The organism is Candidatus Methylomirabilis sp. (genome assembly GCF_028716865.1).
Lineage (GTDB): Bacteria > Methylomirabilota > Methylomirabilia > Methylomirabilales > Methylomirabilaceae > Methylomirabilis.
In genome coordinates this window covers 1-25064 of record NZ_JAQUOY010000016.1, presented here as the reverse complement: position 1 = coordinate 25064, position 25064 = coordinate 1, and the positions used below count along the sequence as shown (strand labels likewise).

The window sequence follows — 25064 nt, the reverse complement described above, 5'->3', positions numbered from 1 at the left end:
ATGAATCCAATTCTTGAGATCGGAAAGCAATGGTTTTACCGCTATTACCCTTCGGCTTTCGTGAGCGCATACATTCGAGCGCTCTATCTTAAGAAGTATGTGCGGACCATCGCCTTTTCAAAGGTTCTGGACGCCGGTTGTGGGTCTGGACTCTTTACCTTGTTTCTTGCAGAAAGGTTTCCACAAGCACGTTTTACAGGGTATGATCTTTCGGAGGAGCACATACGGGAATCTCAGGAGGAGGCCAGCCGAAAGGGTTTGAAAAACGTCTCGTTTTGCGTTGAGGATCTCGTGAGTCTGCATGAGCGCGAGAAGTACGATTTTGTCTTTTCGATCGACTGTCTTGAGCATATCCCGGGCAATCAGCAGGTGATCACCAATCTGGTCAACGCGCTGGAGCCGGGGGGCGTCTTGTATTTGGCTATACCGTGTGAAAAGATCCATCGATATCTGTTTCCATCGCGCTATTTCGAAACGTATACGTGCTGGGCTTCTAAAGAGCACATTGGCGACCAGTACACGCGTGAAGAACTCGTCGCCTTGCTTCGATCGCTGGGAGTGGAAATTCTGCACGCGCGCTATGCCTTCGGGTTCTGGGGGAAGTTGGCCTGGGAATTGGATATGCTGACCGACGGCAAGACAGGGCTGAAGAGGCTGCTTCTGCCTTTCTTGTTCTGCATCGGAGCGCTGGATCCCCTCTTTTCCAACACCTCCGGGCCCTATGGGGTGGTCGTGATCGGGAGGAAGCCGTTGCGGGCGAAGACAGCCGCACGAGGCGCCTGCGGCATCTCGCCCTGCTAGCAAAAGGTTGATGCAGTTCTCGTTTTCACAGCCATCAATGGTCTGATTCGTGTCGGTCGGAAGGAAGAGCCATCCATGCAACCTAAGTTGAAGCGCTGGCTGAAGAACCTGGCCATTCGGACCAGGAGCATTAAGGTCTTACGCAAAGTTCGAGACTCTCTTGCTTCACCCATTGAGGTGGACTACCGACTGCTGGAAAAGACCGGGGAGATGCCCCTCCCATCCTCGGCAACGGTCGAACCAACACTTGCCTGCAACCTCCACTGTACGATGTGCTTTCAAAACGAGTACCGGAACAGGGGCCTAGAGAAAGAGTTGCAGACGGATGCCTTGCTTCATGGGCTCCAGAAGCTGCCGCCACGGATCCGGTCCGTCTATTTCGTCGGGGGGGAGGTGTTTCTGCGGAAAGGGTTTCCGAAGCTCTTGGATGCGGTGGATGCCCGCAACATCGAGACCTTCATCACGACAAACGGCACGAGAATTGGGCCGGAGGATTGGACCACGCTCCATCGAATGCGCCATCTGACCGGCATTGGGTTCTCCCTGGACGGCATCGGTCCGGTCCATGACTCGATCCGGGGAGAGGAGACCTATGAGACGACCGTCAGCAATATCCGACTCGCGCTAACGACGCAGCGGGTGTACGTCAGCTTCGTAATGATGGAGTCGAACATATACCAAATGGAGGAATTTGTCAGAGTGGTCACGGAACTCGGCGTTCGAGAGATCGGATTCGTCCACGAAATGTATTGCCTACCCCATGAAATCGAGGCGACCCGTCGTCAGTTCGGGTGGACGCCAGCAGATGTAATCATGATGACCGTAAAGCAAAAGGATTGGACGAAGGACTCGATCCAGCGACTGTATGAGCAACTCGCGGTCCTGCCGGATCTGGAGCGTCGTCACGGCTTCACGGCCGCGTTCGAGCCCCCCCTCCCGGCAGAGACATACCCGGCACTCTACGATGGAACGATCCGAAGTACGACGAGGCTCTTTTGCCGAGAGTTGACCAACCTGTATATCGACCCGGCCGGGAACCTCGTTCATTGTGGTTTTCTTCGCAGGAAATTCGGGAACGTGTTTGACCAGCCTGTCGAGACAATTTGGAACAGCACCCCCCTCCGTGAGTTCAGGAAGAGGCTGCTTGACGGCAACCTCGCTCCCGTATGCCGGCGGTGCTGTAAATTGAGCATGTGGCCCGATGGGCCTTCACCGATGTTGGAAGGAGAGAATCATCCGGGTATGCTCGGCCGCCAGTAACAGTAAGTAACAATAAGGTCTGGCGAAGAAATAGATGAATATCCATTCGGTCTGGTCAAGAAGAGGCTGTACGTGGCCTTGGAGAAACAGGCATGTGCTAGGTGTTGGAGGCGCATAATAGCTGGTAGGTAGCTGCCGAATACCTGGTCCCGGCAAGCGGGGAGGGCTTTGAAGGATGTCATCCGCGCGAGGAATGCGACGGATTAGAGTGCTGCATATAGCCGACACCGCCGATCGCGGGGGAGGAGAGACCTACCTGTTCTTATTGGCGGCTCGTCTACCCAGCGATCGGTATGCTTTCTCCGTCCTCTGTCCCTCGGAGGGGCTCCTCCCTCAGCGACTGCGAAAGATCGGTATTCCCGTGGTCCCTTTTGCGATCCCCAGGCTGCTCAGCCCGGCTGCCCTGGTGAGATTACTACGTCTGCTCCAGCAACACAAACCGGATATCATACAGTCCCACGGCGCGAGACCGAACTTCTACGCCGCACTGGCCGGAAGGTGGGCAGGCGTCCCGGTAATCGTTTCTACCATCCACAACTCTCTCTATGATTATCCGATCTCGTCGATGCGACGATCGCTGTACCTCCTGGGCGAGCGGTTGACCTTTGCGCTTTCGGATCAGATACTCTGCGTCGCGAATGCGTTGGCTCAGGATCTCATCGGACGATCCGGCAGGGATCCAGCAAAAATCCAAGTGATCCGCAACGGCGTTGATCTCGAAGCCTTTGATCCAAAGACCATCGACGGGTCAACCGTTAGACGCGAGTTCGGTCTTGAAAAAGACTCTCCACTTATCGGGATTGTAGGACGGATGACGCCGCAGAAGGGCTATCATGATCTACTGACGGCCCTGGTACACATCAGAGCAGCCGTTCCCACGGTCAAGGCGCTGATCGTCGGGGACGGCCCCCTTCGGGCCGAGCTGATGCAGTACGCGAAAGCCCAGCACCTGGAGGAGTGCTGCATATTCGCCGGAATGCGGGAGGATATCCCGGTCCTCATCGCTGCACTGAACGTCGTGGCGCTCCCATCGCTCTCCGAAGGGCTCCCCTTTGTTCTCCTGGAGGCAATGGCAATGGGCAAGCCGGTCGTCGCCACCCGCGTCAACGGGGTCTCCGAAGTGGTCGAGGACGGGGTTACTGCCCTGCTCGTTCCCCCTCAGGCACCGCAAATGCTGGCGCGGGCGGTCATCGCGCTTCTCGTCAACAAGGAACTGGGCAACAGGCTCGGTGAGGTGGCCAGGCAACACGTGGAGCGACATTTCAGCTTAGCATTAATGATTCAACGGGTTGAGAGGCTCTACGAAAAGCTACTGGTACAAAGGGTATCACACAAGGACAGTTGAGAAGGAATACTATCCTGGCCTTCAAAAAGGAGACAGGCTGTGATATGCGGGATCGTCGGGATCGTTGGGACCATTGACGCGCGGGTCCCCAGGCGGATAACCGAGATGTACTGGGATCTGTAGCATTATAATGACACAACGGCGGACTGCATCATCGTAAGCATGGCCGGACCAGTCAGGTGTCTGTGCGGGAGTACCTCGACCTCCGTGATGCATCTCGGTCACGGTGAGGAGATTCTTCGATGCCAGCAGTGTACGCTTCTAGTCAGAATCCCGATACCACCCGAGGAGACAATTACCGGGTGGTACAGAGACGTATATTGGAATCATTACCGCGATGAGCCGCTCCGATCGAAACGATCCAACGTGTACATCCACGCCATGGCCTGGATTGAACAGTTACACCCCAAACCGGGAATCCTCGTGGATGTAGGATGTGGCTCGGGGGCATTCCTTGCGTTGTGCCAAAAACGTGGATGGATGGGGCTCGGTTTCGATCCCTCTACCCAAGCCGTCACCTTGGCTCGGGCTCTCGGTTTAGAAGTCCGCTGCTCCTCATTTCTTCCGTGCAACCTTGCGGATGAAACGACCGACGTCGTAACTTTTATCAATGTATTAGATCATCTACGGAATCCAATCGGGGCATTGCAGGAGGCGTGGCGGATTCTCCGGCCAAATGGGTTGATCTACATCCGGGTCCCCAATGGGCCGTTCCATGTCTGGTTGATGTCGTTGTGGTCGGCTGTGGAGCTTCGCCATATGGCTGTATTCCACCTCTTCGGCTTCGGTCGGAGCGCCTTCCTGTACCACTTGTCAAGGCTGGGCTTCGAAGTGGCGGAAATTCGTACCGCCCCTCCAAGCAGCGATGACAGTTTCGCCCAACTAGGGCCACGGATGGCTCTGTTCGGAAGAAGCCTTAAGGTTGCCGGGCATCTAGCCTATCAGCTGTTAGTCGGTCTGGGTCTGGATCGGAAAGCATGGGGACCGTCTATCGAGGTCATAGCCTTTAAGGCTCACCCAAACTCGAGCACCTAGAGGACAACGTCTAACAACCTTGGGATAAGTCAGGATGTGTGGGATTTGCGGGATCGTCGGGATGGTTGACGAGTCGGTGCTCAGGCGGATGGCCGATGCGCTTCAGCATCGCGGCCCTGACGATGCAGGCTTCTACCTTCAAACGGACCCCGCTGATAACCGGACGCAGGTGGGGCTTGGGATGCGGCGACTGAGCATCATCGACCTCACGCCGACCGGCCATCAGCCGATGAGCAATGAGGATGGGACCATCTGGATCGTGTTCAATGGCGAGATCTATAACTTCCGAGACTTACGAGCCGATCTCGAGCACAAGGGGCACCGGTTCAGGAGCAATACTGACACCGAGGTCATCGTCCATCTCTATGAGGAGATGGGCCAAGCCTGTGTTCAGGTGCTGAGAGGGATGTTTGCCTTTGCGATCTGGGATGCCGGCCGACACAGCCTGTTGCTGGCGCGGGACCGGGTTGGGAAGAAACCGCTCTATTACTGGCACAAGAGCGGAATATTACTCTTTGCGTCAGAAATCAAGGCCCTGCTGTGCCACCCTGCAGTCTCCCGATCCATTGACTGGCAGGCCTTCCATCATTACATGGCGTTTGGATATACGCCTGGTGACCGGTCCATCTTCGCTGAGATCGCCAAGCTCCCCCCGGCTCATACCGCCACCCTGCACAGGGGAACCCTGGCCCTCCAGCGCTACTGGACCCTTCCCCAAGGGGCGCCTGATTCCGTCGGTCGCATCTCTGTTCACGATGCCGCTGTCCACATCCGTCACGAGCTCCGCGAGGCGACCCGACTCCGCCTAGAGAGCGATGTCCCCCTCGGCGTCTTCCTAAGTGGCGGGATCGATTCGAGCGCGGTGGTAGCCAGTATGCGGGAGGTGACCAGCCAGCGCATCGCCACCTTCTCCATCGGCTTTGGCCGGTCGGCATCCTCCTATGACGAACTGCCCTATGCCCGTATGGTGGCCCAACGGTTCGAGACCGACCATCACGAAGAGATTCTGGAGCCTAACATAGAAAAACTGCTGCCTATCGTTGTTCGCCACTTTGACGAACCGTTTGCCGATTCCTCGGCTCTCCCCACCTTCATCGTGGCCCAGGCGACAGCCCGCCACGTGAAGGTAGCGCTGTCCGGAATCGGCGGCGATGAAACCTTCGGCGGATATCCTCGCTATCTAGGCGTTAAGCTATCGGAGCAGTACGGTCGACTCCCCCACTGGCTTAGAATCCTCCCCTCTGCTCTTCATCGATTTATCCCCGACTCCGAGGCCAGCCGCAACTGGGGTGATTGGGTCCGGCGATTTGTGGCCGGAGCGGACCAGCCTCTTCCAGAGCAGTACATAGGATGGACGCGCTTCTTCAGCGAGCACGATCTGACACGGATGGCAACGTCTGCCCTTCAGCAGCAGTGGGAGACAGACGTGGAGGCGGTCCACCGGGCTGTGTTTGCCGCCCGCGGGTATAGTGATCCGATGGATGGCGCCTTTCGTATCGACCTTAGCACCTATCTACCGGATGATCTCCTGGTGATGGCCGACCGGATGAGCATGGCCCACTCCCTTGAACTCCGCGCCCCATTCTGTGACCACCACGTCATCGAGAAGAGCCTGGGCATCCCCCCAGCGATGAAGATTCGGGGATTTCGCCTCAAAAGCCTACTGAAGACCGCCTTTGCTGACGTGCTGCCCCCGCAGGTCCTGTCGCATCGAAAACAGGGCTTCATGGTCCCACTGGGCCGCTGGCTCCGCACCGATCTACGGAGCCTACTGGAAGAACTCCTGTCTCCGGAGCGGGTCCGGGCCAGAGGCCTGTTCGCCCCCGATGTGGTGGAGACCCTCAAGCGGGAACACCTGTCCGGGATCAGGAGCCATAGCGATCGCCTCTGGACCCTGATGATCGCTGAGCTATGGATACGCCAGTATCTGGATACGGGAGGGCTCTGGACTCTACGATGAGGTACCGATGACCTCCGGGCTTCATATCCTCGTAGTCTCGGACGTTTCTCCGGCACACATCGGAGGCGGCGGAGAGCGAGTCCTGTGGGAGCAGGCGTCCCGCCTTGTCAAGCTTGGGCACGAGGTGCGTATCCTCAGTCGGTCTCCCGCTGATGAGGCGAAAGAGAGGGTTGAACGGCAGGGCGTCCGGATTCGGCATTTCCACTCAGACCAACGTTCCCTTCTCCGGTTCGTTCGTAGCTCGATTCTCCAGTCGCGGCGAACAGCCGCCCAGGAGCTGGATGAGGCGGGTGCCGATGTCCTGCACCTGCATCAGCCTCTGTCGGGCTACGGCGTGTTGCACTCGCCTCCGGGGCGACGGATCCCGAGTCTGTACACCTTTCACTCTCCGGCCCCTTTGGAGTACCGTTTACGGCGGGGGATGACAGGCCACCACCGAGGCGGATGGACCGGTAGCCTTGCCATGGCCGTCTTGTGGCTCATCGAGGGGACATGCCTAAGACGCGCCACCCGCATTCACGTGCTGAGCGACTTCTCGACGGGTCTGCTCTGGAAGCTGTACCGCATCCCCTCTCGACGGATTGTGAAGATCCCCGGCGGAGCAGATACCGATCGGTTCCAGCCGGCAGAGGACCGCACTGCAATCCGCAATAACCTGGGGTTCGCAACAGGACGGCCGCTCCTCTTCACCCTCAGAAACCTCGAAGCCCGCATGGGCCTGGACACGCTTATTCAGAGCATGGCGATCCTGCGACGACAGGCGCCGCAGACCTTGCTGCTCATCGGCGGGGCAGGCTCCCTTCGAAACGATCTCGAATCGCTCACCGCCTCATTGGATCTCAATGAACACGTTCGATTTCTGGGCTTTGTCCCCGATGAGCACCTACCCCTCTATTACCAAGCTGCCGACTTCTTCATCCTGCCGACGCGAGAGCTTGAAGGGTTTGGGTTAGTCACGGTGGAGGCGCTCGCCTGTGGCACCCCTGTTCTGGGCACGCCTGTAGGCGGAACCCCAGAGATTCTCCGGCCGCTGCGTTCGGACCTACTCTTTTCCGGCATGGAACCGGATGCCCTCGCCCATCTGATTCTTGAACACCATAATCGGTTCTGTTCGGACCCGACCGGATACCAGGATCTGAGGCTAAGCTGCCGCCGTCATGCGCTCGAGCGATACGCCTGGCCGCCGCTCGTGAAGTCGCTTGAGCAGGTCTTTCGGGAAGTAACCGCAGCGCGTTTCCCTCCTGACCCCTGAGCCATAGATTCACCTGACTTGGTCGCATCGTGAAAAAGCTGTAGACTTCGGTCTCCGACGTGCGTAGAATTTTGAAAACACCTTGTGTTAAGTGAGCAGCAGAGGGTCCCTCTTATAAGGGTGCGAATACATGCAAGTTCCATTTCTGGATCTTAAAGTTCAGTACGCCGCCATCAAGAGCGAGATCAGACGCGCGATCGACGAGGTCTGCGACAATCAGCAGTTCATCCTTGGGCCCAAGGTTCGGAGGCTGGAGGATGAAATCGCGCGGTATTGTGGCGCTCGCTACGCGGTAGGCGTTTCCTCCGGCACTGATGCCCTCCTGCTGGCGCTCATGGCTCTCGGCATCGGTCCAGGAGACGAGGTAATCACGACCCCGTACACCTTCATCGCGACGGCAGGCTCCATCGCCAGATCGGGGGCCAAGCCGGTATTCGTGGACATCGACCCGGCCTGCTTCACCATCGACCCGAAGCTGATCGCCGACCGGATCACAGAGCGGACCCGCGCGATCCTCCCGGTCCACCTGTTCGGTCGCTGTGCCGAGATGGAGCCGATTCTGAGGCTCGCTGCGGAACATCAGATCGCCGTGATAGAGGACGCTGCCCAGGCCCTTGGGGCAGAGGACGGACTTGGCCGAAGGGCCGGGCACATGGGTGTCTTGGGCTGCTTCTCGTTTTATCCCACAAAAAATCTGGGTGGATTCGGCGACGGCGGAATGGTCATCACCAGCGACTCCTCCTTGGCCTCTACACTCATCGCCTTGCGGAACCACGGGTCGTCAACCAAATACCACCACTCCCTCATTGGCGGCAATTTCCGCCTTGACGAACTGCAGGCGGCTACCCTGACCGTCAAACTCCAGCACCTCGACCGATGGACGGAGCAGCGGATCACCAATGCAGCGCGGTACGATGCCCTCTTCCGTGCAAGGGACCTCGATCGCCGGATCCAGCTTCCGGAGCTTCCCAAAAATGAACGGCACGTTTTCAATCAATATGTTATTCGAGCCCCAAGGCGAGATAAGCTGAGCCAATTCCTGGAGTCCCGAGGGATCGGCCACGATATCTACTACCCTTTGCCGCTTCATCTTCAGGCCTGCTTCGAGTCTCTTGGATACAAGGAGGGGGACATGCCGGCGTCCGAACAGGCTGCCAAAGAGGCACTGGCCCTGCCGATCTATCCAGAACTGATGCAACCGATGCAGGAATATGTGGTGGATGCCTTCCACGCGTTCTACCGGGAGCGATCTTCCTGATCAACTCTTTAAAAACAAGGGGGCACCTGATTTAGCGTAGAAGACACCTTGGGGCAAAAGAGGAGAGGGGGAGTGTCGGGCTTGAAGCCCGGGCCTTCCTAGGGCTTGCGGCCGTTCTCCAGCTTTACGTCATGTCGTTACTCCTGCTCGAACTGGTAAACCGGCCAGAGAAAAGGTGAGTCGAGTTCCTCTCAATGTCTTACACATCATTACACGTCTTGATCGGGGTGGCTCATCGGAGAATACGCTGATCACGGTGGCGCAACTCGACCGGCAACGGTATCGACCCTCCCTGATGGCTGGACCTTCGAGCGAGGGGGCCGCCGCCATCCTCATCCCGCACCTGGGCCGCAAGATCCGTCCGCTTCATGATCTCCTGGCCTTTGCGGAGATGTACGCCAAGATCCGTCAGGGACGATACACGATCGTGCACACCCATTCATCGAAGGCCGGTATCCTGGGCCGGTGGGCGGCTCGACTGGCGGGTGTCCCAATTATCGTCCACACCCCTCACGGCCATGTGTTTTATGGCTACTATGAGCGAGTCCCCACGTATCTGTTTATTATTCTGGAGCGGCTCACCGCTCGTATCACCGACAAGATCATCACGCTGACCGAAGCGGGCATTAGAGAGCATGTAGAACGGCGTATTGCGCCCCGTGAAAAGTTCATCAGTATCCACAGCGGAGTGAATCTTGCGCCGTATACGGAACTGCCCCCTGATCCTGCTGCGGCGCGCAAGCGATTCGGTCTTTCGCCGGACTGTCTGGTGGTGGGAAGCGTAGGACGATTCGAGCCGGTCAAGGGGTACGACATCCTCTTGCGGGCGGCCGGTCTCCTCCGGACGCGCCAGCCGAAGGTCCAGTTTCTCCTGGCCGGAGAGGGCGAGGAGGCGCCCCATCTCAAACGCCTGGCTGCAGAGTTGCAAGTTGACGATCGAGTCTTCTTCCCCGGCTGGCAACAAGAGCTGCCGCACGTGCTTTCAGCGCTCGATCTCTTCGTCCTGCCCTCCCGCAACGAGGGGATGGGTCGGGTCCTCGTGCAAGCCATGGCGATGGGCACACCGATCGTCGCGACACGGGTGGGCGGCATCCCTGAGGTCCTCGGAGAGGGGGACACAGGGTTGCTGGTTGCCCCTGACGATCCTATCGAGCTGGCTGCTGCTATCGAGCGGCTCCTAACCGATAGAGCGTTGGCCGGGAAAATAGGGGAGGCGGGGAGGCGGAGGGCTTCCGCCTATAGCGCGGACAAGATGGTCGCCGACATCGAATCGCTGTATGACACGCTGCTGGCACAGAAAGGGTTGGCGAGTGCGTAGCAAGGCGGGAAGTTGGCTCTCCATAGCGGCCATCCTCTGCCTGGCCGCCCCTGTGCGGGCCGAGGAGACGCTTGAGCTCCTGCCCACGATCATCCACCTCCACAGTAGGGTCAGCTCCGGGGAAAACTCGCTCGATGTACTCGTCGAGCAGGCTGCGCGCGAAGGCGTCGGCGCAATCCTGTTGACCGAGAATTTCCTGCTGCGATTCGAATACGGGCTCTTCCCCTTGAGAAACCTCGTCCGGAGGCAGATAGAATACCCATCAGTCCTGACCTACGGCATCGATCAGTACCTGGACCTCGTGCGACAGACAGCGCTCCGGCATCCGGAGGTCGTCCTGATCCCGGGCGTCGAGGTCGCTCCTCACTATCTATGGACCGGCTCCGCCTTGACGAAGGACCTGACGATGCACAACGGCCAGAAAAACATCCTGGTGGTGGGACTGGAGCGGCCGGAGGATTACAGGGCGCTGCCGGTGATCGGCAATGGGGCCGCCGGTCGGTACGGGTGGGAGAGCCTGCTGTTGCTCTCGCCCAGCTTTCTGGTTGTCCTTGGCGTCCTGTTACTCAAACGGAAGCGGGTCCGCCGCTATCACATCGGCGGGATGACGCTGACAGAGCGACGGACCGCGTGGGGACCTGGTCTGGTTCTCATCGGCCTGGGACTTCTCCTCCTGGCGAACAATTGGCCTTTCACCGTCTCGCCGTTCGACCAGTACCACAACTCCGGCCTTCGCCACTATCAGGAACTGATCGATTACGCCCACCTGAAGGGGGCCGTTAGCTTCTGGTCGTATCCGGAGGCAGGGGATTTTTCGCAACACGACTTCGGCAGGTTGGGAACCATAACCATCAAAACCGATCCGTATACAGACGATCTTTTCAAGACGCTGGGCTACACTGGATTCGGCGCGGTCTATCAGCAGAATATCACTGCTATTGATCCGGGGAAAGAATGGGACCAGATCCTCCTGGAGTATGCTGCCGGACGCCGGGAACACCCCGTCTGGGGAATCGGCGAGTTGGGGTATCACAACTCGGAGAAGCGGCTCACCGATGTGCAGACGTTCGTGTGGGTCCGGCAGCGAAGCCGACAGGGCGTCCTGGAGGCGATCCGGCGCGGTCGGATGTTCGCTGTGCAACGGCCGCACGACTATACGCTGCTGCTCCGCGACTTCTCTCTCTCGCAGGAGGGCGGAAAGCGCGCCGCCATATCCGGGGAAGAGTTGCGAATCGCAGGGCAAGATCCTCTCCTCGTGCGCATCAAGGTGGAAGCCAGCGACGGCTCTCGCCGTCCGTTGCGCATCGATCTGATCCGGTCCGGAGCCTTAATCCGGCATTTCGAAGGCGAGACGCCGTTCCAAACCATATACCGAGAGACTCCACCTCTCGGAACCGACAAGATCTTCTACCGATTGAAGATCATGTCGTCTCACCTCCTGGCGTCCAACCCGATCTTCGCCCAACGCCTCGGAGACGCGCGATGATCGTCGCCGTTCACCAACCGCAGTATCTGCCCTGGCTCGGCTATTTCGATAAGATGGACCGAAGCGATCTCTTCGTATTCTTGGACTCGGTACAGTTCAAGAAAAACGAGTGGCAGAATCGGAACCGCATTAAAACGGCGAGCGACTGGCAGTACCTGACGGTACCGGTTCAGCATTGCTTTCCTCAGGCGATTCTCGATGTGCAGATCGACAATCGCGCGGATTGGGCGAGAAAGCATCTGCAGGCGCTCATGGTACACTATGGCAAGGCCCCTTATTTCGCCGACCACCTGCCGTTCCTGCGGGAGATCTACGCCAAGCGGTGGGCGTCACTCTGCGAGCTGTGCATCGTTCTCATCCAATATCTGACCGCCGCCATAGGGATCACGGTCAAGGTGGTACGGAGTTCGGAGGGGCAGTTCAGCGAGGAACCGACGGAGCGACTCATCGAGATCTGTCGCTGGGCCGGCGCGGATGCGTATCTGGCGGGAGCAGGCGGGTTGAACTATATGCGGCTCGATCGGTTCCGGCAGGAGGGAATTCAGGTGGTCCAGCAGGCATTCGAGTCGCCGATTTACCCCCAGCTATACGGGCGATTTGAACCGAACCTGTCCGTTGTCGACCTGCTGTTCAATTGCGGGCCGGCAAGTCTGGAGATACTACGCGGCAGTAGAAAGGGGACGAGACCTACTGGACCATCACCTGGAAAGGAGGAGGCGTGAACATCCTGGCGATCGGAGCCCATCCCGACGACATCGAGTTCGGCTGCGGAGGCAGTTTGATCAAGTATGCCACGGCGGGCCACAGCATCTACCTCCTCGTGCTGACGGATGGGAGCAGCGGCGGGAGTCCGGCTATGCGGAGGCGGGAGCAGAAACAGGCGGCCAAGCGCCTCCACGCCAAAGAGGTCTTCTGGGGAGCCTATCGGGACACGGAGCTTCCGCTCAGCCAAGCACTGATCCAAGAAATTGAAGGGGCGGTGAAAAAGGTGCGCGCCGACCTCGTCTTTGTCCACTACCATGACGACACCCACCAGGATCACCGCCACCTTGCGAGTTGCACCGTCTCCGCCAGCCGGTACAGTCGAAATGTCTTGTTCTACGAGGGACCCACGACCCAGAATTTCTCACCGTCCGTCTTCATCGACATCGATCGCTATCTTGAGAAAAAGCTTGCCAGCCTGAAGGCCCACGCCTCCCAGGTGATGAAAACCAATATCGAGGATCTTTCGATTCTAGAGATCGTCAGGGCCTCCGCCCACTTTCGGGGGATCCAAGGACGGGTGAAAAACGCCGAGGGGTTCGTCCCCCTCCGCCTTTTCATTAACGTGGCAGAGAACTTCGTGTGAGCGCGGTATCCGTCATCCCTCATTCTCGACCGACCTTGGGGCCCGAGGATCGACGCGCCGTCTCGACCGCTCTCACCTCTTCTCAACTGGCGCAAGGTCCCTACGTGGCGGAATTCGAGGCCCGATTGGCCGGCCTGACAGGCGTCGCGGGCGCTGTGGCGACCAGCTCCGGCACCGCCGCGCTTCATCTGGCGCTGGTGGCGCTCGGGATCGGTCCGGGGGATGACGTGATCCTGCCGAGCTACGTATGCGCCGGGCCGCTCCACGCGATCCAACACGCGGGCGCCACGCCCCTGCTCGTGGATTGCGATCCCCACACGTACAATTTGGACCCGATCCATGTCAAGCGGACCCTCACGCGCCGCACCAAGGCGATTCTCGCCCCGCACCTGTTCGGTCTTCCGGCCGACCTGGCCGCGCTGTTGAGCCTGGGAGTTCCGATCATCGAGGACTGCGCTCAGGCTCTGGGCGCCACCTACCAGGGCAGACCGGTGGGCGGAATCGGCACGCTCGGCATCTGCTCATTTTATGCCACCAAGGTCATCACAACCGGCGAGGGCGGGATGTTGCTGTCCCGCGATGCCGACCTCCTTCACCGCGCTCGCGACCTCCGTGACTACGACGAGCGCCGGACCTTGCGGACCCGGTTCAACTACAAACTGACGGATTTTCAGGCCGCCCTCGGCTTGAGTCAGCTTCAGAAGCTTCCCGACTTCCTGGCCAAGCGGCGGGCGCTCGCGGCACGCTATCACAGGCGCCTGCAAGACCTGCCCTTGATCATGCCCTTCGTCCCGGAGGATCGGGACCACATTTTTTACCGATATGTCGTACGAGCCACGGGCGGGCTGAAAAGCATACTGACGCGGCTGGCGCAGACAGGGGTGACGGCGCGACGACCGATCTTCCGTCCACTCCACCGGTATCTCAACTTGACAGGCTTCCCAGGCACGGAGGAGGTCTGGCGAACGGCTCTCTCATTACCGATCTACCCCACGCTTGGGAACGACATCGTTCGGGTCATCAGGGCAGTCCGCGCGATCTTTTCTGGGCAGGCAGGCGACCGTAGCAGACAACGCATCGCGTCGAAGAGATAGCATGACGACCCCCTCCTCCAAGAACGTAACGCTCGACCTCTGGTGGTTTGCATCCGCCGGTCTCATGGCTCTCCTGCTGTTGCCATCAGTGCGGTCCACGTGGTTCAGCCACTATGGACGCCGTTGGTTCTACATTTTGTCGTTTTCTTTCTGCGTCAGCTACCTGCTCCTGCCGTTTGCCAGGATGGTTGCGTTTCGGCTGAAGATCCTCGACTACCCGTCCAATCGGAAGATCCATACAGACCCGACGCCCTTGTTGGGCGGCATCCCGATCTTCATTGCCTTCACTGGCGGAATCCTAGTCAATTCCATCCTGGACCGAGAGATGGGGTTCATCCTGCTCGGCGCGGCTCTCATGACCCTGACGGGACTGCTCGACGATACCTTCACCCTGTCGGCTCGACTCAAGCTCTTCTGCCAGCTCCTGGCAACCGTCATCGTTATGCTCGCCGGCGTGCAACTGACCCTCTTCCCGCCTGTGTGGTGGGGCTGGGTTGGCAACCTCTTCTTGACGGTTCTCTGGGTGACGGGGATTACCAATGCGCTGAACTTCCTGGATGGGATGGACGGGTTGGCGGCCGGTCTTAGCGTCATCACCGCCGGTTTCATGGGGATCGTCGCTTTCCAGACCAACCAGCCCCTCATGGGGTGGTTGTCCGCGGCGATGGTCGGGAGCTGCCTGGGCTTTCTCCCGTACAACTTTCGTCGAAAGGCGCCCGCGAGCATCTTCCTTGGAGACGCCGGCAGCACCTTCCTCGGGTTCACATTGGCCAGCCTAGCCGTCAAGGGCAACTGGGCGGAGAACTCGATTATCGACATTGCCGCGCCGATCCTCATCTTTGGCGTCCTGATCTTCGACATGATCCACCTGACAGTGGACCGGATCACGTCGGGGCAGGTGAAAGACTTCAAGGGTTGGCTGGAGTATGTGGGCCAGGATCACCTGCACCACCGTATTGCCGCGCTGCTACATAGCCCGCGACAAAGTGTCCTGTTCATCTACCTGCTGAGCATCTGCCTGGGGCTTTCGGCCATCGCGTTGCGCAATGCCCGCACGGTAGATGCGCTTGTCCTGATCGTGCAGGCCGCCATCATCGTTGTGATCGTGACCATCCTCGAACGAAAAGGGAATAAGCGGCACCGGTAATCCTCACCGAGCCAGCAGCCTTTTCAAGCACTGGCCGTCCCTCTTTAATCAGTGTTCGTTAGGCAAAGACTCGGAACTTTTTTGTAGAGTTCCTTTTCTCTACTGCTGTTCGTCTATTTGACCCGAAGTGAGATCAACAACGAGGATCCAGGGGCAACGCATGCGCATCAGGTAATCGACTTTAATCACCTGGAAGCGGCACTTGATGTAATGCTCGGTCAGTCTTGAGTGTGCACATGCCGAGATTGATTGGCTCTATTCTCAACTCGAACAGCACCTGTAATCCCACCACGTTACCATGCCCTGCTTTCGGTGTAACCGCGATCAGGCTTCACGTTCGTAACTGCCCAAGGAACACCAGATGCGACGCGCATCGGCAGTCGCTGGACCCAAAGCCTTTGGCGATCACTTGCGCCCTCGGTTGTTTGAGTACCTCTCGATTCAGCGCACATTCGACTTTCCGCGGCGTGGGAAACACTCTGATGCTGATGATCCGTGCGTGGCACAAAAGGTAATCAATATGCCAATGCAGTGTCTTGTTCTGTCGTCGGTGTCTGTTCAGGCGCCCTTCCACGCCATTCAGCGCGCTGCCCGTATAGACATATAGTCCTGCCGGAAAAAGGAACGTCCCCCGCCTCCCCACCTGGAGTACCGTCGCCTTGGGCAGATGCAGGATAAGTTGATAGCTCCCTCTCATCATTGGACCGTCCTCACCCTATTATCATACGCGGGAGAGTTCCGCATTTGGAATCATCCTGTAATTGCTGCGTGCTTTTACGGTTGCCAGCGCCAGGTTGGATATGATATATATTTAACTCCCGCGTGAACGGCCAATGGCTGATCAGTCTCAGTGGCCTATATTGCCACAATACGGTAGGTCTGCGGCTTGAAATGCACCCTACCCTTGGGGTAGTATCCATTCCGATGGCCGGAGAACCCTTAAGGTTGGGTATCGACTTCGCCCCTGACCTTCCGATCCACTTCTGAGCCCATGACTGTTCACGCAGGATTCAGGATACGATATTGTTCTATTCTGGATGTAGGTTAGCTGCCTGCTGCGAGGGAGCTGAATGGCGGAAGCGATCCAACTCCTTATTGCTACGGTTTTCCTAAGACCCTATGTATTTGTATTTCTGGCATTCTATCTGACGGCGGCATCTGTCGCCATCGGGTGGCGGCGGACCGCTCTGCTCACTGAGATCGCCTGGGTAGCGGCGTTTCTGGCCGAGTACTCCTCCACCGGAAATGGGATTCTCTTCGGCTTCTACGGCTACTCTCTGATCCTGGCCTTTAACCTCGTAATGATCTTTACCATTGGCGAGATGCTGCCTGGGATAACCGGGATCTTCCTGTACATCCCAATTACCATGATGGTCTCGACGCGCTGCCGGCAGTGGGGAGCGGCGCATAGTGTTGTCGGTCGCGGAGTACTGGCATGAGATTTCCGCTACACATCACGACGGATATGATCAAGCACCAGATCCGCCAGGGACTCAAAGGCAACACGCGGTATCCGTTCGTCCTTATGCTTGAACCGTTGTATACCTGTAACCTGGCCTGTCTGGGCTGCTCCGTTGAGCGACACACCGGGAGCATCGAGGACCGATTAACGCTGGAGGAGTGCCTGAAGGCGGCGGATGACTCGGGTGCCCCGGTCGTCTCGCTCTGTGGCGGAGAGCCCACGATCTACCCTGAGCTGAAAGGGCTGGTGGAGGGAATCATTGCCCGCAAGCGGCATATTTACCTGTGTACAAACGGGTTGCTGCTTGATCGAAACGTCTACGGCCAGATCACGCCGCACAACCGGCTCACGATCAACATCCACATGGACGGGCTGAGGCGGACCCACGATCAGGTCTGCGACAGGGAAGGTGTCTTCGATAAGGCGCTCGAGATGATCAAGGAAGGCAAGCGGTTGGGCTACCGGGTGACGACAAATACGACCATCTTCAAGGAGACCGATCTTGACGAGGTCGAGGCGCTGTGCCGCCTGCTGCGGGAGTACCAGGTGGACGGGATGCTCCTCACGCCTGGGTATCAGTATGCCTCGATCGAGTCCGATATCTTTCTGGCTCGCGAGGAGATCCACCAAAAGTTCCGCAAGGTTCTCGAGCTATCGAAGCGGTATCGACTGACCTCCACCCCGATGTTCCTCGAATTTGCGGCCGGCCTGCGCGAGTACCCCTGCTCGCCATGGAGCACTGTTACCTATACCCCACAAGGTTGGAAGGGGCCATGTTACCTGATCGGAGAGAAATACTTCCGGACATTTGAGGAGTTCTGGCAAAGTATGGATTGGGACTACTGGGAATCTCGTCAGGACGCGCGCTGCCAGAACTGTAAGATGCATTCCGGCTTCGAGGCCTCTGTCGTCCTCGGGCTCCGAAATAGCCCGAAGGACATGCTCAGGATGGCTATCTGGAACTTTTTGGAGTAGGCGCTATGCCGATACCACCTGAAAGAGATCGGCGATTTGAGGTGATAAGCACTGCCCTGGGGGCTGACAGAGACCCCCTTGATGAGGCCATCGAACAGGCCCAATCTCGGCTCCTGGCCGTACAAGACCCTGCAGGCTTCTGGGCGGCGGAGCTTGAGGCCGATTCCACCCTGACCTCAGAGTACATCATGCTCCGCCACCTGCTCGGCAAGGTGGACGAGACCAAGCAGCGCAAGGCAGCCGCCTATCTGCGCGATACACAACTGCCCGATGGCGGCTGGAACATCTATTATGGTGGGCCAAGCCACCTGAGCACCACGGTCAAGGCCTATTTCGCGCTCAAGCTTTGCGGTTACTCCAAGGAGGAGCCGTTCATGCGGCGGGCCCGAGAGGTGATCATCAGTCAGGGCGGCCTCTTTCGAGCCAACGTGTTCACCAAGTTTACCCTCGCCCTCTTCGGTCAGTTCGATTGGCGCGGCGTCCCGGCGATGCCTATCGAACTGTTCCTCCTCCCCAAGCAGTCGTTTTTCAATATGCATGCCATCTCGTACTGGTCCAGGACCGTGCTCACCCCGTTGATGATTATCTTCGCCCATAAGCCGGTCACACCGGTCCCCGCCGGCGCCGATCTTATGGAACTCCGGGTGGGGCCCACGCCAAAGCATGACTACTGGTTTCCCAGAGACCCGCAACCGCTTACGATGCGAAACCTTTTCCTGACCGCCGACCGGCTGCTCCGCTGGTATGAGTGGCATTCAGTCCCGTACCTCCGTCGGTTGGCAATGGAGCGGGCGACGGAGTGGATGCTGCGCCGAATGGGGGAAGGCGGCCTCGGCGGGATCTATCCGGCCATGGCAAACTCGGTGATCGCGCTACGCTGTCTGGGCTACGAAGTTGAGCACTCATTGGTGGCCAGGGCCTTCAAGCAGATCGAAGCCCTTGAGGTAGAAGACGATCGAACCCTTCACATACAGCCCTGTTTCCCTCCTTCTTGGGATACCTGCCTGGCGGTGAACGCGCTTCGCGCATCGGGACTCCCCGCCGACCACTCTGCCTTGGTCAGCGCGTGCGAATGGCTCCTCTCGAAGCAGACCCGGTCTGTGGGGGACTGGAAGGTCAAGGCTCCGAACGCCGAGCCGGGCGGCTGGTACTTTCAGTTCGAGAACGAGTTCTATCCCGATATCGACGACAGCGCGGTGGTCATGACCGCCCTGATCAAGACCAACCTCCCCGATCAGGCGACGAAAGACGCAGCGCTCAAGCAGGCGCTCAAGTGGGTCCTGCCGATGCAGTCAAGTGATGGGGGCTGGGCATCATATGACAAGGATAACAACAAGCTGTTCCTGAACGAGAGCCCCTTCGCGGACCACAAGGCCCTGCTCGATCCCCCCACGTCGGATCTGACCGGACGGATGCTCGAGATGCTCGGCCACCTGGGCTGGAGCAACGCAGCCCCTGTGACTCAGCGCGCGATCGCATTCCTCAAGCACGAGCAGGAACCGGCAGGGTGCTGGTTCGGCCGATGGGGGGTTAATTACATCTACGGCACCTGGTCGGTGCTGGCGGGCCTTCGAGCGATCGGGGAGCGGATGGATCAGCCATACATCCGGCGAGCGGTTGATTGGCTGATCAGTCATCAGAACCCTGACGGCGGCTGGGGCGAATCGTGCTATTCCTACGAGGACCCGCGGACAGCCGGCCAGGGCCCAAGCACCGCCTCGCAAACCGCTTGGGCGCTCTTGGGGCTCTTGCACGCCGGCGTCGTACGGCATCCTGCGGTGACACGAGGCATTGACTACCTCTTGCAGACCCAGTGCGCGGATGGCGGGTGGGAAGAACGAGAATTTACCGGAACGGGATTCCCGCGCGTCTTTTATCTACGGTATCATCTCTACCGTCTCTATTTTCCGCTCTGGGCCCTTTCTTTGTATCGCACCCTGCTCCAGAAGGCCGGCTCCGGCCACGATGACAACGGCGCGACCTCCTCGGACTAGCCAAGTCCGCGGCGCGTCACTCGCCATCTTCGTCGCGACTCAGGCAGAGATGAAGCCCCTTGCCACGGCCTTGCAGTCGACCTGCCGATCAGCTTCTCGATCAGACGCAATGGTCCGATTTGGGATCGAGGGCCGCGATCTGCTGCTGGCCAGGACGGGAGTGGGGCCGGACAACGCCGAAGCTACTGCCCGCCACCTCTTTGAAGAGATGCCTGTCGCCGCCGCCCTGTCGCTCGGCGTTGCAGGCGGGCTGAGCCCTCAGGTGCAGACAGGAGACCTGATTCTTGCAGACCAGGTCATCCTTCGGCGCGGCTCAGGACAAGGCTTACATGGGGAGAAGGGCTCGATGCTGGAGAGCTTCCCGTGCGATGCCGGCCTACAGGAGGCGGCCATGACCGTCATCCGACGACTTGACAGTCGGTACTACCTCGGCCCGATCCTTACTGTCGACAGAATTATTCGGACGGCAGAGGAGAAGCGGGTCCTGGCGGCGGAGTCTGGCGCCGTGGCCCTGGATATGGAAAGCGCAGCCATCGCGTCTGCGGCCTCGGCCTGTTCAGTCCCTTTTCTGGCCATTCGTGGCGTCCTCGATCCGGTCCATGAAGATCTCGCGATCGGTTTCGATCAATTCCTCAACACAGAGGGGGAACCACACCTACCCCGATTGATGCGATACCTGATCACGCATCCGTTTACCCTTCCTTACCTGGTCGGTTTGGGCCTTCGAACTAAAACGATTTGCGCTCGTCTCGGCCTGCTGCTCCGAGGGCTCTCAACCACCCTGAGCTGACTCGTGGCGCACTTCTCCAGAGGTTAGCCTTGAGTAATCCCGACCTTTCGAAATTGAGCATCGACCGGACCGCGGCCCGCGCGCCGGGCGCGAGCCGACGGCTGTGGCCTTGGGCGGTAGGTGTCGCCCTGCTAATCGCTGTGGCAGTGCTTGGATTCTCGGGCGGTCTCAGCGGCCCTGTGACGGTACAGACTGCCGCGGTCACCACCGCGTATCCCTCACAGGCGGTGACCGCGCTGAACGCCACCGGTTACGTGGTCGCGCAGCGCAAGGCCGCGGTGGCGTCGAAGGCGACGGGACGCCTTGAGTGGCTCGGCGTCATGGAAGGCAGCCGCGTCCGGAAGGGCGAGGTCATCGCGCGGCTCGAGAGTCGCGACGTCGCCGCGGCCCGCGAACAGGCGGCAGCGAACGTCACGGTCACCGAGGCGAACCTCGAGCAGGCGCAGGCCGAGCTGCGCGACGCCGAACGCAACCTGGCACGCTGGCGTGAGCTGTCGCAAAACAAGTTGATCAGCGAATTGGATCTCGACACCGCGGTGGCGCGAGCCGATAAGGCTCGCGCGGCGGTGCGATCAAGCGAGGCCGCCATCGCGGTCGCCCGGGCGAACCTGAAGGCGGCGGAGGTCTCATTCGACCAGACGCTGATCCGCGCGCCGTTCGACGGGGTCGTGCTGACCAAGAACGCGAATGTCGGCGACAACATCACTCCGTTCTCGAGCGCCGTCGACACCAGGGGCGCAGTCGTAACTATCGCCGATATGGCGACGCTCGAGGTCGAGGCCGACGTGGCAGAGTCCTCACTCGGCCGGATCAAGGTCGGCCAGCCGTGTGAGATCCAGCTTGACGCCGTACCCGATACGCGCTTTGCCGGCGTCGTCAACCGCATCGTGCCGACTATCGACCGCGCCAAGGCAACGGTCATGGTGAAGATCGGGTTCACAGACCGCGATACGCGCGTGCTGCCGGACATGAGCGCGAAGGTCGCCTTCCTCGAACGCGAGGTCGCGCCGGCCGATCGAAAGCCGGTGACCGCCGTCCCAAGACAGGCGGTCGTCGAGCGCAACGGCGCACAGGTGGTCTTCGTCCTGAAAGACGGCAGGGCGATGCGCATCACGGTTAAGACCGGCCGCGTGCTTGGCGACCTGGTCGAGGTCAGCGGCGTCCCGATCGGGGAGAAGGTCGTGCTCACCCCTCTTGACAGACTCGCCGACGGTACGCGCATCAAGATCAACCAGAAGTGACGGCGAAAGGCAACCGCTAGTGGACGTGACCGCTGCTCCGCTGCCGCTGATCGACATCCGTAACGTCGCAAAGTCCTACCGACGCGGTGGACAGATCGTACCGGTGCTGACCGACATCACGTTCGAGGTGCGCGCGGGTGACTTCCTCGGTCTGATGGGACCATCCGGGTCGGGTAAATCGACGCTGCTCAACCTGATCGCCGGTATCGATAAGCCAGACGCCGGACAGATCCTTTTCGACGGTATCGACATCACCCGGCTGTCGGAAACAGAACTCGCCGACTGGCGGGCAGGGACGATCGGTTTCATCTTCCAGTTCTACAACCTGATACCGGTCCTGACGGCCTTCGAAAACGTCGAACTGCCGCTCACGCTGACCCGCCTTACCCGTCGCGAGCGGCGCGAGCATGTGGAGGCAGCCCTTTCGCTCGTCGGCCTGTCGGACCGGGTGACGCACTATCCATCGGAGCTTTCCGGTGGGCAGCAGCAGCGCGTCGCAATCGCTCGCGCGATTATTGCCGACCCACGGCTGATCGTGGCCGATGAGCCGACCGGTGACCTTGACCGCCACTCGGCCGAGGAGGTGCTCACGCTGATGGATCGCCTGAACACCGACCTCGGCAAGACGATTGTGATGGTGACGCACGACCGCCGAGCCGCCGACCAGGCCCATGCAATCATGTATCTTGATAAGGGCGAACTGTCGACGGCGGCCGACATGCACGAGCGGTCGCTGAAGTGAACGCCCGGTGCAGTTTCTGAAGCTCGTTCTCCGCAATGCGCTGCGCCACAGACTGCGTACCGCGCTCACGCTGCTCGGACTGGTGGTGGCGATCCTGTCGTTCGGGCTGCTGCAGACGGTCGTGGACGCCTGGTACGCCGGCGCTGCGGGCGCGGCTCCGACGCGGCTGGTGACGCGCAACGCGGTCTCGCTCGTCTTCCCGTTGCCGCTCAGCTATCGCGACCAGATTCGCGCCGTCGACGGCGTGCGCGCCGTGTCGCACGCGACCTGGTTCGCCGGCATCTATCAGGACCCCAAAAACTTCTTTCCGCAGTTCGCCATCGAGCCACGCACCTATTTCGCGATGTACCCTGAATACCTCATCACGCCGCAGGAGTTCACCGCCTTTCTTCGCGACCGCAAGGGCGCCGTTATCGGCCGCAAGCTCGCCAACACATACCATCTTGGTATCGGGGACACGCTGCCGCTGCGCGGCACGATCTACCCGGGCGCCTGGGAGTTCACGGTACGGGCCGTCTACGACGGCATCGACGCAAAGACCGACACATCGCAGATGTTCTTTCACTGGGAGTACTTCAACGAGACGATGAAGACACGTTCCCGCAGCCGCGCCGACCAGGTCGGCGTCTATCTCGTCGATGTGACCGACATCGACCGCGTCGCCGAGGTAAGTCGCGCGATCGACGCGATGTTTAAGAACTCGCTCGCCGAAACGCTGACCGAAACCGAGCGCGCGTTTCAGATCGGCTTCGTCAAGCAGACGGAGGCACTCGTCATCGCGATCAGGATCGTGTCCTACGTGGTGATCGTGATCATCCTTGCGGTGATGGCGAATACGATGGCGATGACCGCTCGCGAGCGGCTCTCCGAGTATGCGACGCTCAAGGTCCTCGGGTTCTCGCCCGTCTACATTGCGGCGCTCATTGTCGGCGAATCGGTCGCCATCGCCGTGATCGGAGCGGGCATCGGCATCGCGGCCACATTTCCGGTCAGCGATTGGTTCGCAGCAAAGGTGGGCACGCTCTTCCCGGTATTCAAGGTCAGCGGCGAGACTGTCGCGCTACAGATCCTCTGCGCAATCGGCGTCGGGATTATCGCGGCGGCTGTACCCGGGCGGCGGGCGGCGACCGTGAAGATCGTAGAGGGACTGCGCGCGATCGGATGATCGCGGAGGTGGATCTGTGCCGATTCCTGTCTCGTACAGTGTACGTAATCTGTGGGCTCGAAAGTATACCACCGCGCTGACCGCGGGCGGAATGGCGCTCGTTGTCTTTGTCTTTACCGCGGTGATGATGCTCGACGCCGGACTCAAGCACACGCTCGTCTCGACAGGGCACCCCGACAATATTCTCGTAACCCGTCGCTCGTCCGGTACTGAAATCCAGAGCGGGGTCGCCCGCGCGCAGGCGGCGATTATCGAGAGCCAGCCGGAGATTGCAATCGGCCCAGGCGGGGCGCGGATGGCATCGAAGGAGGTGGTCGTCCTGATCACGCAGCCGAAGCGCGGCACCGGCGTACCGACCAACGTGACCGTACGCGGGGTGGGCACACACGGTCTCGCCATCCGTCCGCAGGTTCGGGTAATCTCGGGACGAATGTTTCGACCCGACAGCGCCGAGATTACTGTGGGCAGGAGCATCGCCGAGCGCTTCGACGGCACAGGCATCGGCGAACAGCTTCGTTTCGGCGGTCGCCATTGGACGGTGGTCGGCGTCTTCGATGCGGGCGGATCGGCGTTCGACTCTGAGGTCTGGGGCGACGGCGAGCAGATGATCCAGGCGTTCCGACGTACGGCGTTCTCGTCGGTCGCCGCCCGCCTTGCCGACCCGTCGCAGTTCGACGCGCTGAAGCGGCGCCTCGAGTCCGACCCGCGGCTCACGCTTGACGTGAAGCGCGAACGCACCTTCTACGAGGAGCAGTCACAGGTGATGTCGAACTTCATCAGCTACCTCGGGCTGACGCTCTCGGTCATCTTCTCGATCGGCGCGATGATCGGCGCGATGATCACCATGTACGCGGCGGTCGCGACCCGCACGTCGGAGATCGGCGCACTGCGCGCCCTCGGATTCCGGCGCCGTTCGATCCTTGTCGCGTTTCTCGCAGAAGCGCTCTTTCTCGGACTGACCGGCTGGGTGGTGGGGCTGGTGTTCGCCTCGACGATGCAACTGGTGCAGATCTCCACAATGAACTGGCAGTCGTTCTCAGAACTCGCGTTTCGATTCACGCTCACGCTGGAGATCGTCGGGAAATCGCTCGTCTTTGCGCTCGTCATGGGGTTGAGCGGCGGGTTCCTGCCCGCGGTGCGCGCGGCGCGTCTGAAGATCGTGGACGCGCTCAGGGCAGCTTAGAGTGAAAGCCGCGCTTGCACCAGATGCTGTCCGATCCCTCCGCGATAGCATTCCGTTCCATTTCCCAATTCCGTTCCATTTTTTGTAGTCCTGTCAAACATGGGTAACACATCCGCCCTGCCGTCCCCACCGTCGCGCGGGCGCGATATCGGGGCGCCCGCGCCGGCGGGGCCCCTGGTCAGCCATACCACCGGCGCAGCCCCCGAAA

23 protein-coding genes are annotated in these 25064 nt (G+C 59.8%); 21 read left to right on the top strand and 2 right to left on the bottom strand.

The features are described from left to right. The 13 genes from PHV01_RS07760 (at position 1) to PHV01_RS07700 (ending at position 15304) form a co-directional block, all read left to right on the top strand. On the top strand, positions 1-801 hold the full coding sequence (locus tag PHV01_RS07760) for a class I SAM-dependent methyltransferase (protein ID WP_337290586.1): 801 nt from the start codon (positions 1-3) through the stop codon (positions 799-801). A gap of 75 nt (positions 802-876) precedes the next feature. Next, on the top strand, positions 877-2061 hold the full coding sequence (locus tag PHV01_RS07755) for a radical SAM protein (protein ID WP_337290585.1): 1185 nt from the start codon (positions 877-879) through the stop codon (positions 2059-2061). 193 nt (positions 2062-2254) lie between these two features. Next, positions 2255-3406, top strand: coding sequence for a glycosyltransferase (locus tag PHV01_RS07750; RefSeq protein ID WP_337290584.1), 1152 nt, complete (start codon positions 2255-2257; stop codon positions 3404-3406). Between the two features lie 210 nt (positions 3407-3616). Next, positions 3617-4441 (top strand): class I SAM-dependent methyltransferase, encoded by an 825-nt coding sequence (locus tag PHV01_RS07745; RefSeq protein WP_337290628.1) that lies wholly within the window; start codon positions 3617-3619, stop codon positions 4439-4441. Positions 4442-4475: 34 nt separating this feature from the next. Beyond that, entirely contained in the window at positions 4476-6401 is a 1926-nt protein-coding gene (gene asnB / locus PHV01_RS07740) for an asparagine synthase (glutamine-hydrolyzing) (RefSeq protein WP_337290583.1), read from the top strand. Positions 6402-6408: 7 nt separating this feature from the next. Continuing rightward, a complete protein-coding gene (locus tag PHV01_RS07735; RefSeq protein WP_337290582.1) occupies positions 6409-7653 on the top strand; it encodes a glycosyltransferase family 4 protein in 1245 nt (414 codons plus the stop codon). 130 nt (positions 7654-7783) lie between these two features. Next, positions 7784-8911 carry a DegT/DnrJ/EryC1/StrS family aminotransferase gene (locus PHV01_RS07730; protein WP_337290581.1) on the top strand — a complete coding sequence of 376 codons (1128 nt, stop codon included), beginning with the start codon at positions 7784-7786 and terminating at the stop codon, positions 8909-8911. Between the two features lie 175 nt (positions 8912-9086). After that, positions 9087-10229 (top strand): glycosyltransferase family 4 protein, encoded by a 1143-nt coding sequence (locus tag PHV01_RS07725; RefSeq protein ID WP_337290580.1) that lies wholly within the window; start codon positions 9087-9089, stop codon positions 10227-10229. Next, positions 10222-11715 (top strand): hypothetical protein, encoded by a 1494-nt coding sequence (locus PHV01_RS07720; RefSeq protein WP_337290579.1) that lies wholly within the window; start codon positions 10222-10224, stop codon positions 11713-11715. The genes PHV01_RS07725 and PHV01_RS07720 overlap by 8 nt, the downstream gene beginning before the upstream one ends. Continuing rightward, on the top strand, positions 11712-12437 hold the full coding sequence (locus tag PHV01_RS07715) for a WbqC family protein (protein ID WP_337290578.1): 726 nt from the start codon (positions 11712-11714) through the stop codon (positions 12435-12437). The genes PHV01_RS07720 and PHV01_RS07715 overlap by 4 nt, the downstream gene beginning before the upstream one ends. Next, positions 12434-13063: a PIG-L family deacetylase gene (locus PHV01_RS07710; protein WP_337290577.1), complete on the top strand. Its 630-nt coding sequence runs from the start codon at positions 12434-12436 to the stop codon at positions 13061-13063. The genes PHV01_RS07715 and PHV01_RS07710 overlap by 4 nt, the downstream gene beginning before the upstream one ends. Continuing rightward, positions 13060-14157: a DegT/DnrJ/EryC1/StrS family aminotransferase gene (locus tag PHV01_RS07705; protein WP_337290576.1), complete on the top strand. Its 1098-nt coding sequence runs from the start codon at positions 13060-13062 to the stop codon at positions 14155-14157. Before PHV01_RS07710 ends, PHV01_RS07705 begins: the two co-directional genes overlap by 4 nt. A gap of 1 nt (position 14158) precedes the next feature. Then, positions 14159-15304: an MraY family glycosyltransferase gene (locus tag PHV01_RS07700; RefSeq protein WP_337290575.1), complete on the top strand. Its 1146-nt coding sequence runs from the start codon at positions 14159-14161 to the stop codon at positions 15302-15304. Positions 15305-15635: 331 nt separating this feature from the next. Here PHV01_RS07700 and PHV01_RS07695 read toward each other — a convergent pair whose 3' ends face one another. Continuing rightward, positions 15636-16004 (bottom strand): GIY-YIG nuclease family protein, encoded by a 369-nt coding sequence (locus tag PHV01_RS07695; RefSeq protein WP_337290574.1) that lies wholly within the window; start codon positions 16002-16004, stop codon positions 15636-15638. 370 nt (positions 16005-16374) lie between these two features. On the opposite strand from PHV01_RS07695, the gene PHV01_RS07690 reads away from it, so the two are divergent. Genes PHV01_RS07690 through PHV01_RS07655 form a run of 8 tightly spaced genes read left to right on the top strand, consistent with a single transcriptional unit; the run spans position 16375 to position 24856 of the window. Beyond that, on the top strand, positions 16375-16743 hold the full coding sequence (locus PHV01_RS07690; protein ID WP_337290573.1) for a hypothetical protein: 369 nt from the start codon (positions 16375-16377) through the stop codon (positions 16741-16743). Further along, positions 16740-17741: an adenosyl-hopene transferase HpnH gene (gene hpnH, locus PHV01_RS07685; protein WP_337290572.1), complete on the top strand. Its 1002-nt coding sequence runs from the start codon at positions 16740-16742 to the stop codon at positions 17739-17741. Before PHV01_RS07690 ends, hpnH begins: the two co-directional genes overlap by 4 nt. A gap of 5 nt (positions 17742-17746) precedes the next feature. Next, complete coding sequence (gene shc, locus PHV01_RS07680; RefSeq protein ID WP_337290571.1) at positions 17747-19735, top strand: squalene--hopene cyclase; 1989 nt, start codon at positions 17747-17749, stop codon at positions 19733-19735. Further along, a complete protein-coding gene (locus PHV01_RS07675; RefSeq protein WP_337290570.1) occupies positions 19707-20525 on the top strand; it encodes a hypothetical protein in 819 nt (272 codons plus the stop codon). Before shc ends, PHV01_RS07675 begins: the two co-directional genes overlap by 29 nt. Before the next feature lie 29 nt (positions 20526-20554). After that, positions 20555-21766 (top strand): efflux RND transporter periplasmic adaptor subunit, encoded by a 1212-nt coding sequence (locus tag PHV01_RS07670; RefSeq protein ID WP_337290569.1) that lies wholly within the window; start codon positions 20555-20557, stop codon positions 21764-21766. A gap of 19 nt (positions 21767-21785) precedes the next feature. Then, entirely contained in the window at positions 21786-22508 is a 723-nt protein-coding gene (locus PHV01_RS07665) for an ABC transporter ATP-binding protein (protein ID WP_337290568.1), read from the top strand. Positions 22509-22515: 7 nt separating this feature from the next. Continuing rightward, complete coding sequence (locus PHV01_RS07660; RefSeq protein ID WP_337290567.1) at positions 22516-23673, top strand: ABC transporter permease; 1158 nt, start codon at positions 22516-22518, stop codon at positions 23671-23673. A gap of 16 nt (positions 23674-23689) precedes the next feature. Then, entirely contained in the window at positions 23690-24856 is a 1167-nt protein-coding gene (locus PHV01_RS07655) for an ABC transporter permease (protein WP_337290566.1), read from the top strand. Here the strand turns inward: PHV01_RS07655 and PHV01_RS07650 are convergent. After that, positions 24853-25064: hypothetical protein (locus PHV01_RS07650; protein WP_337290565.1), on the bottom strand; the 212-nt coding region annotated here is incomplete at its 5' end. The genes PHV01_RS07655 and PHV01_RS07650 overlap by 4 nt on opposite strands.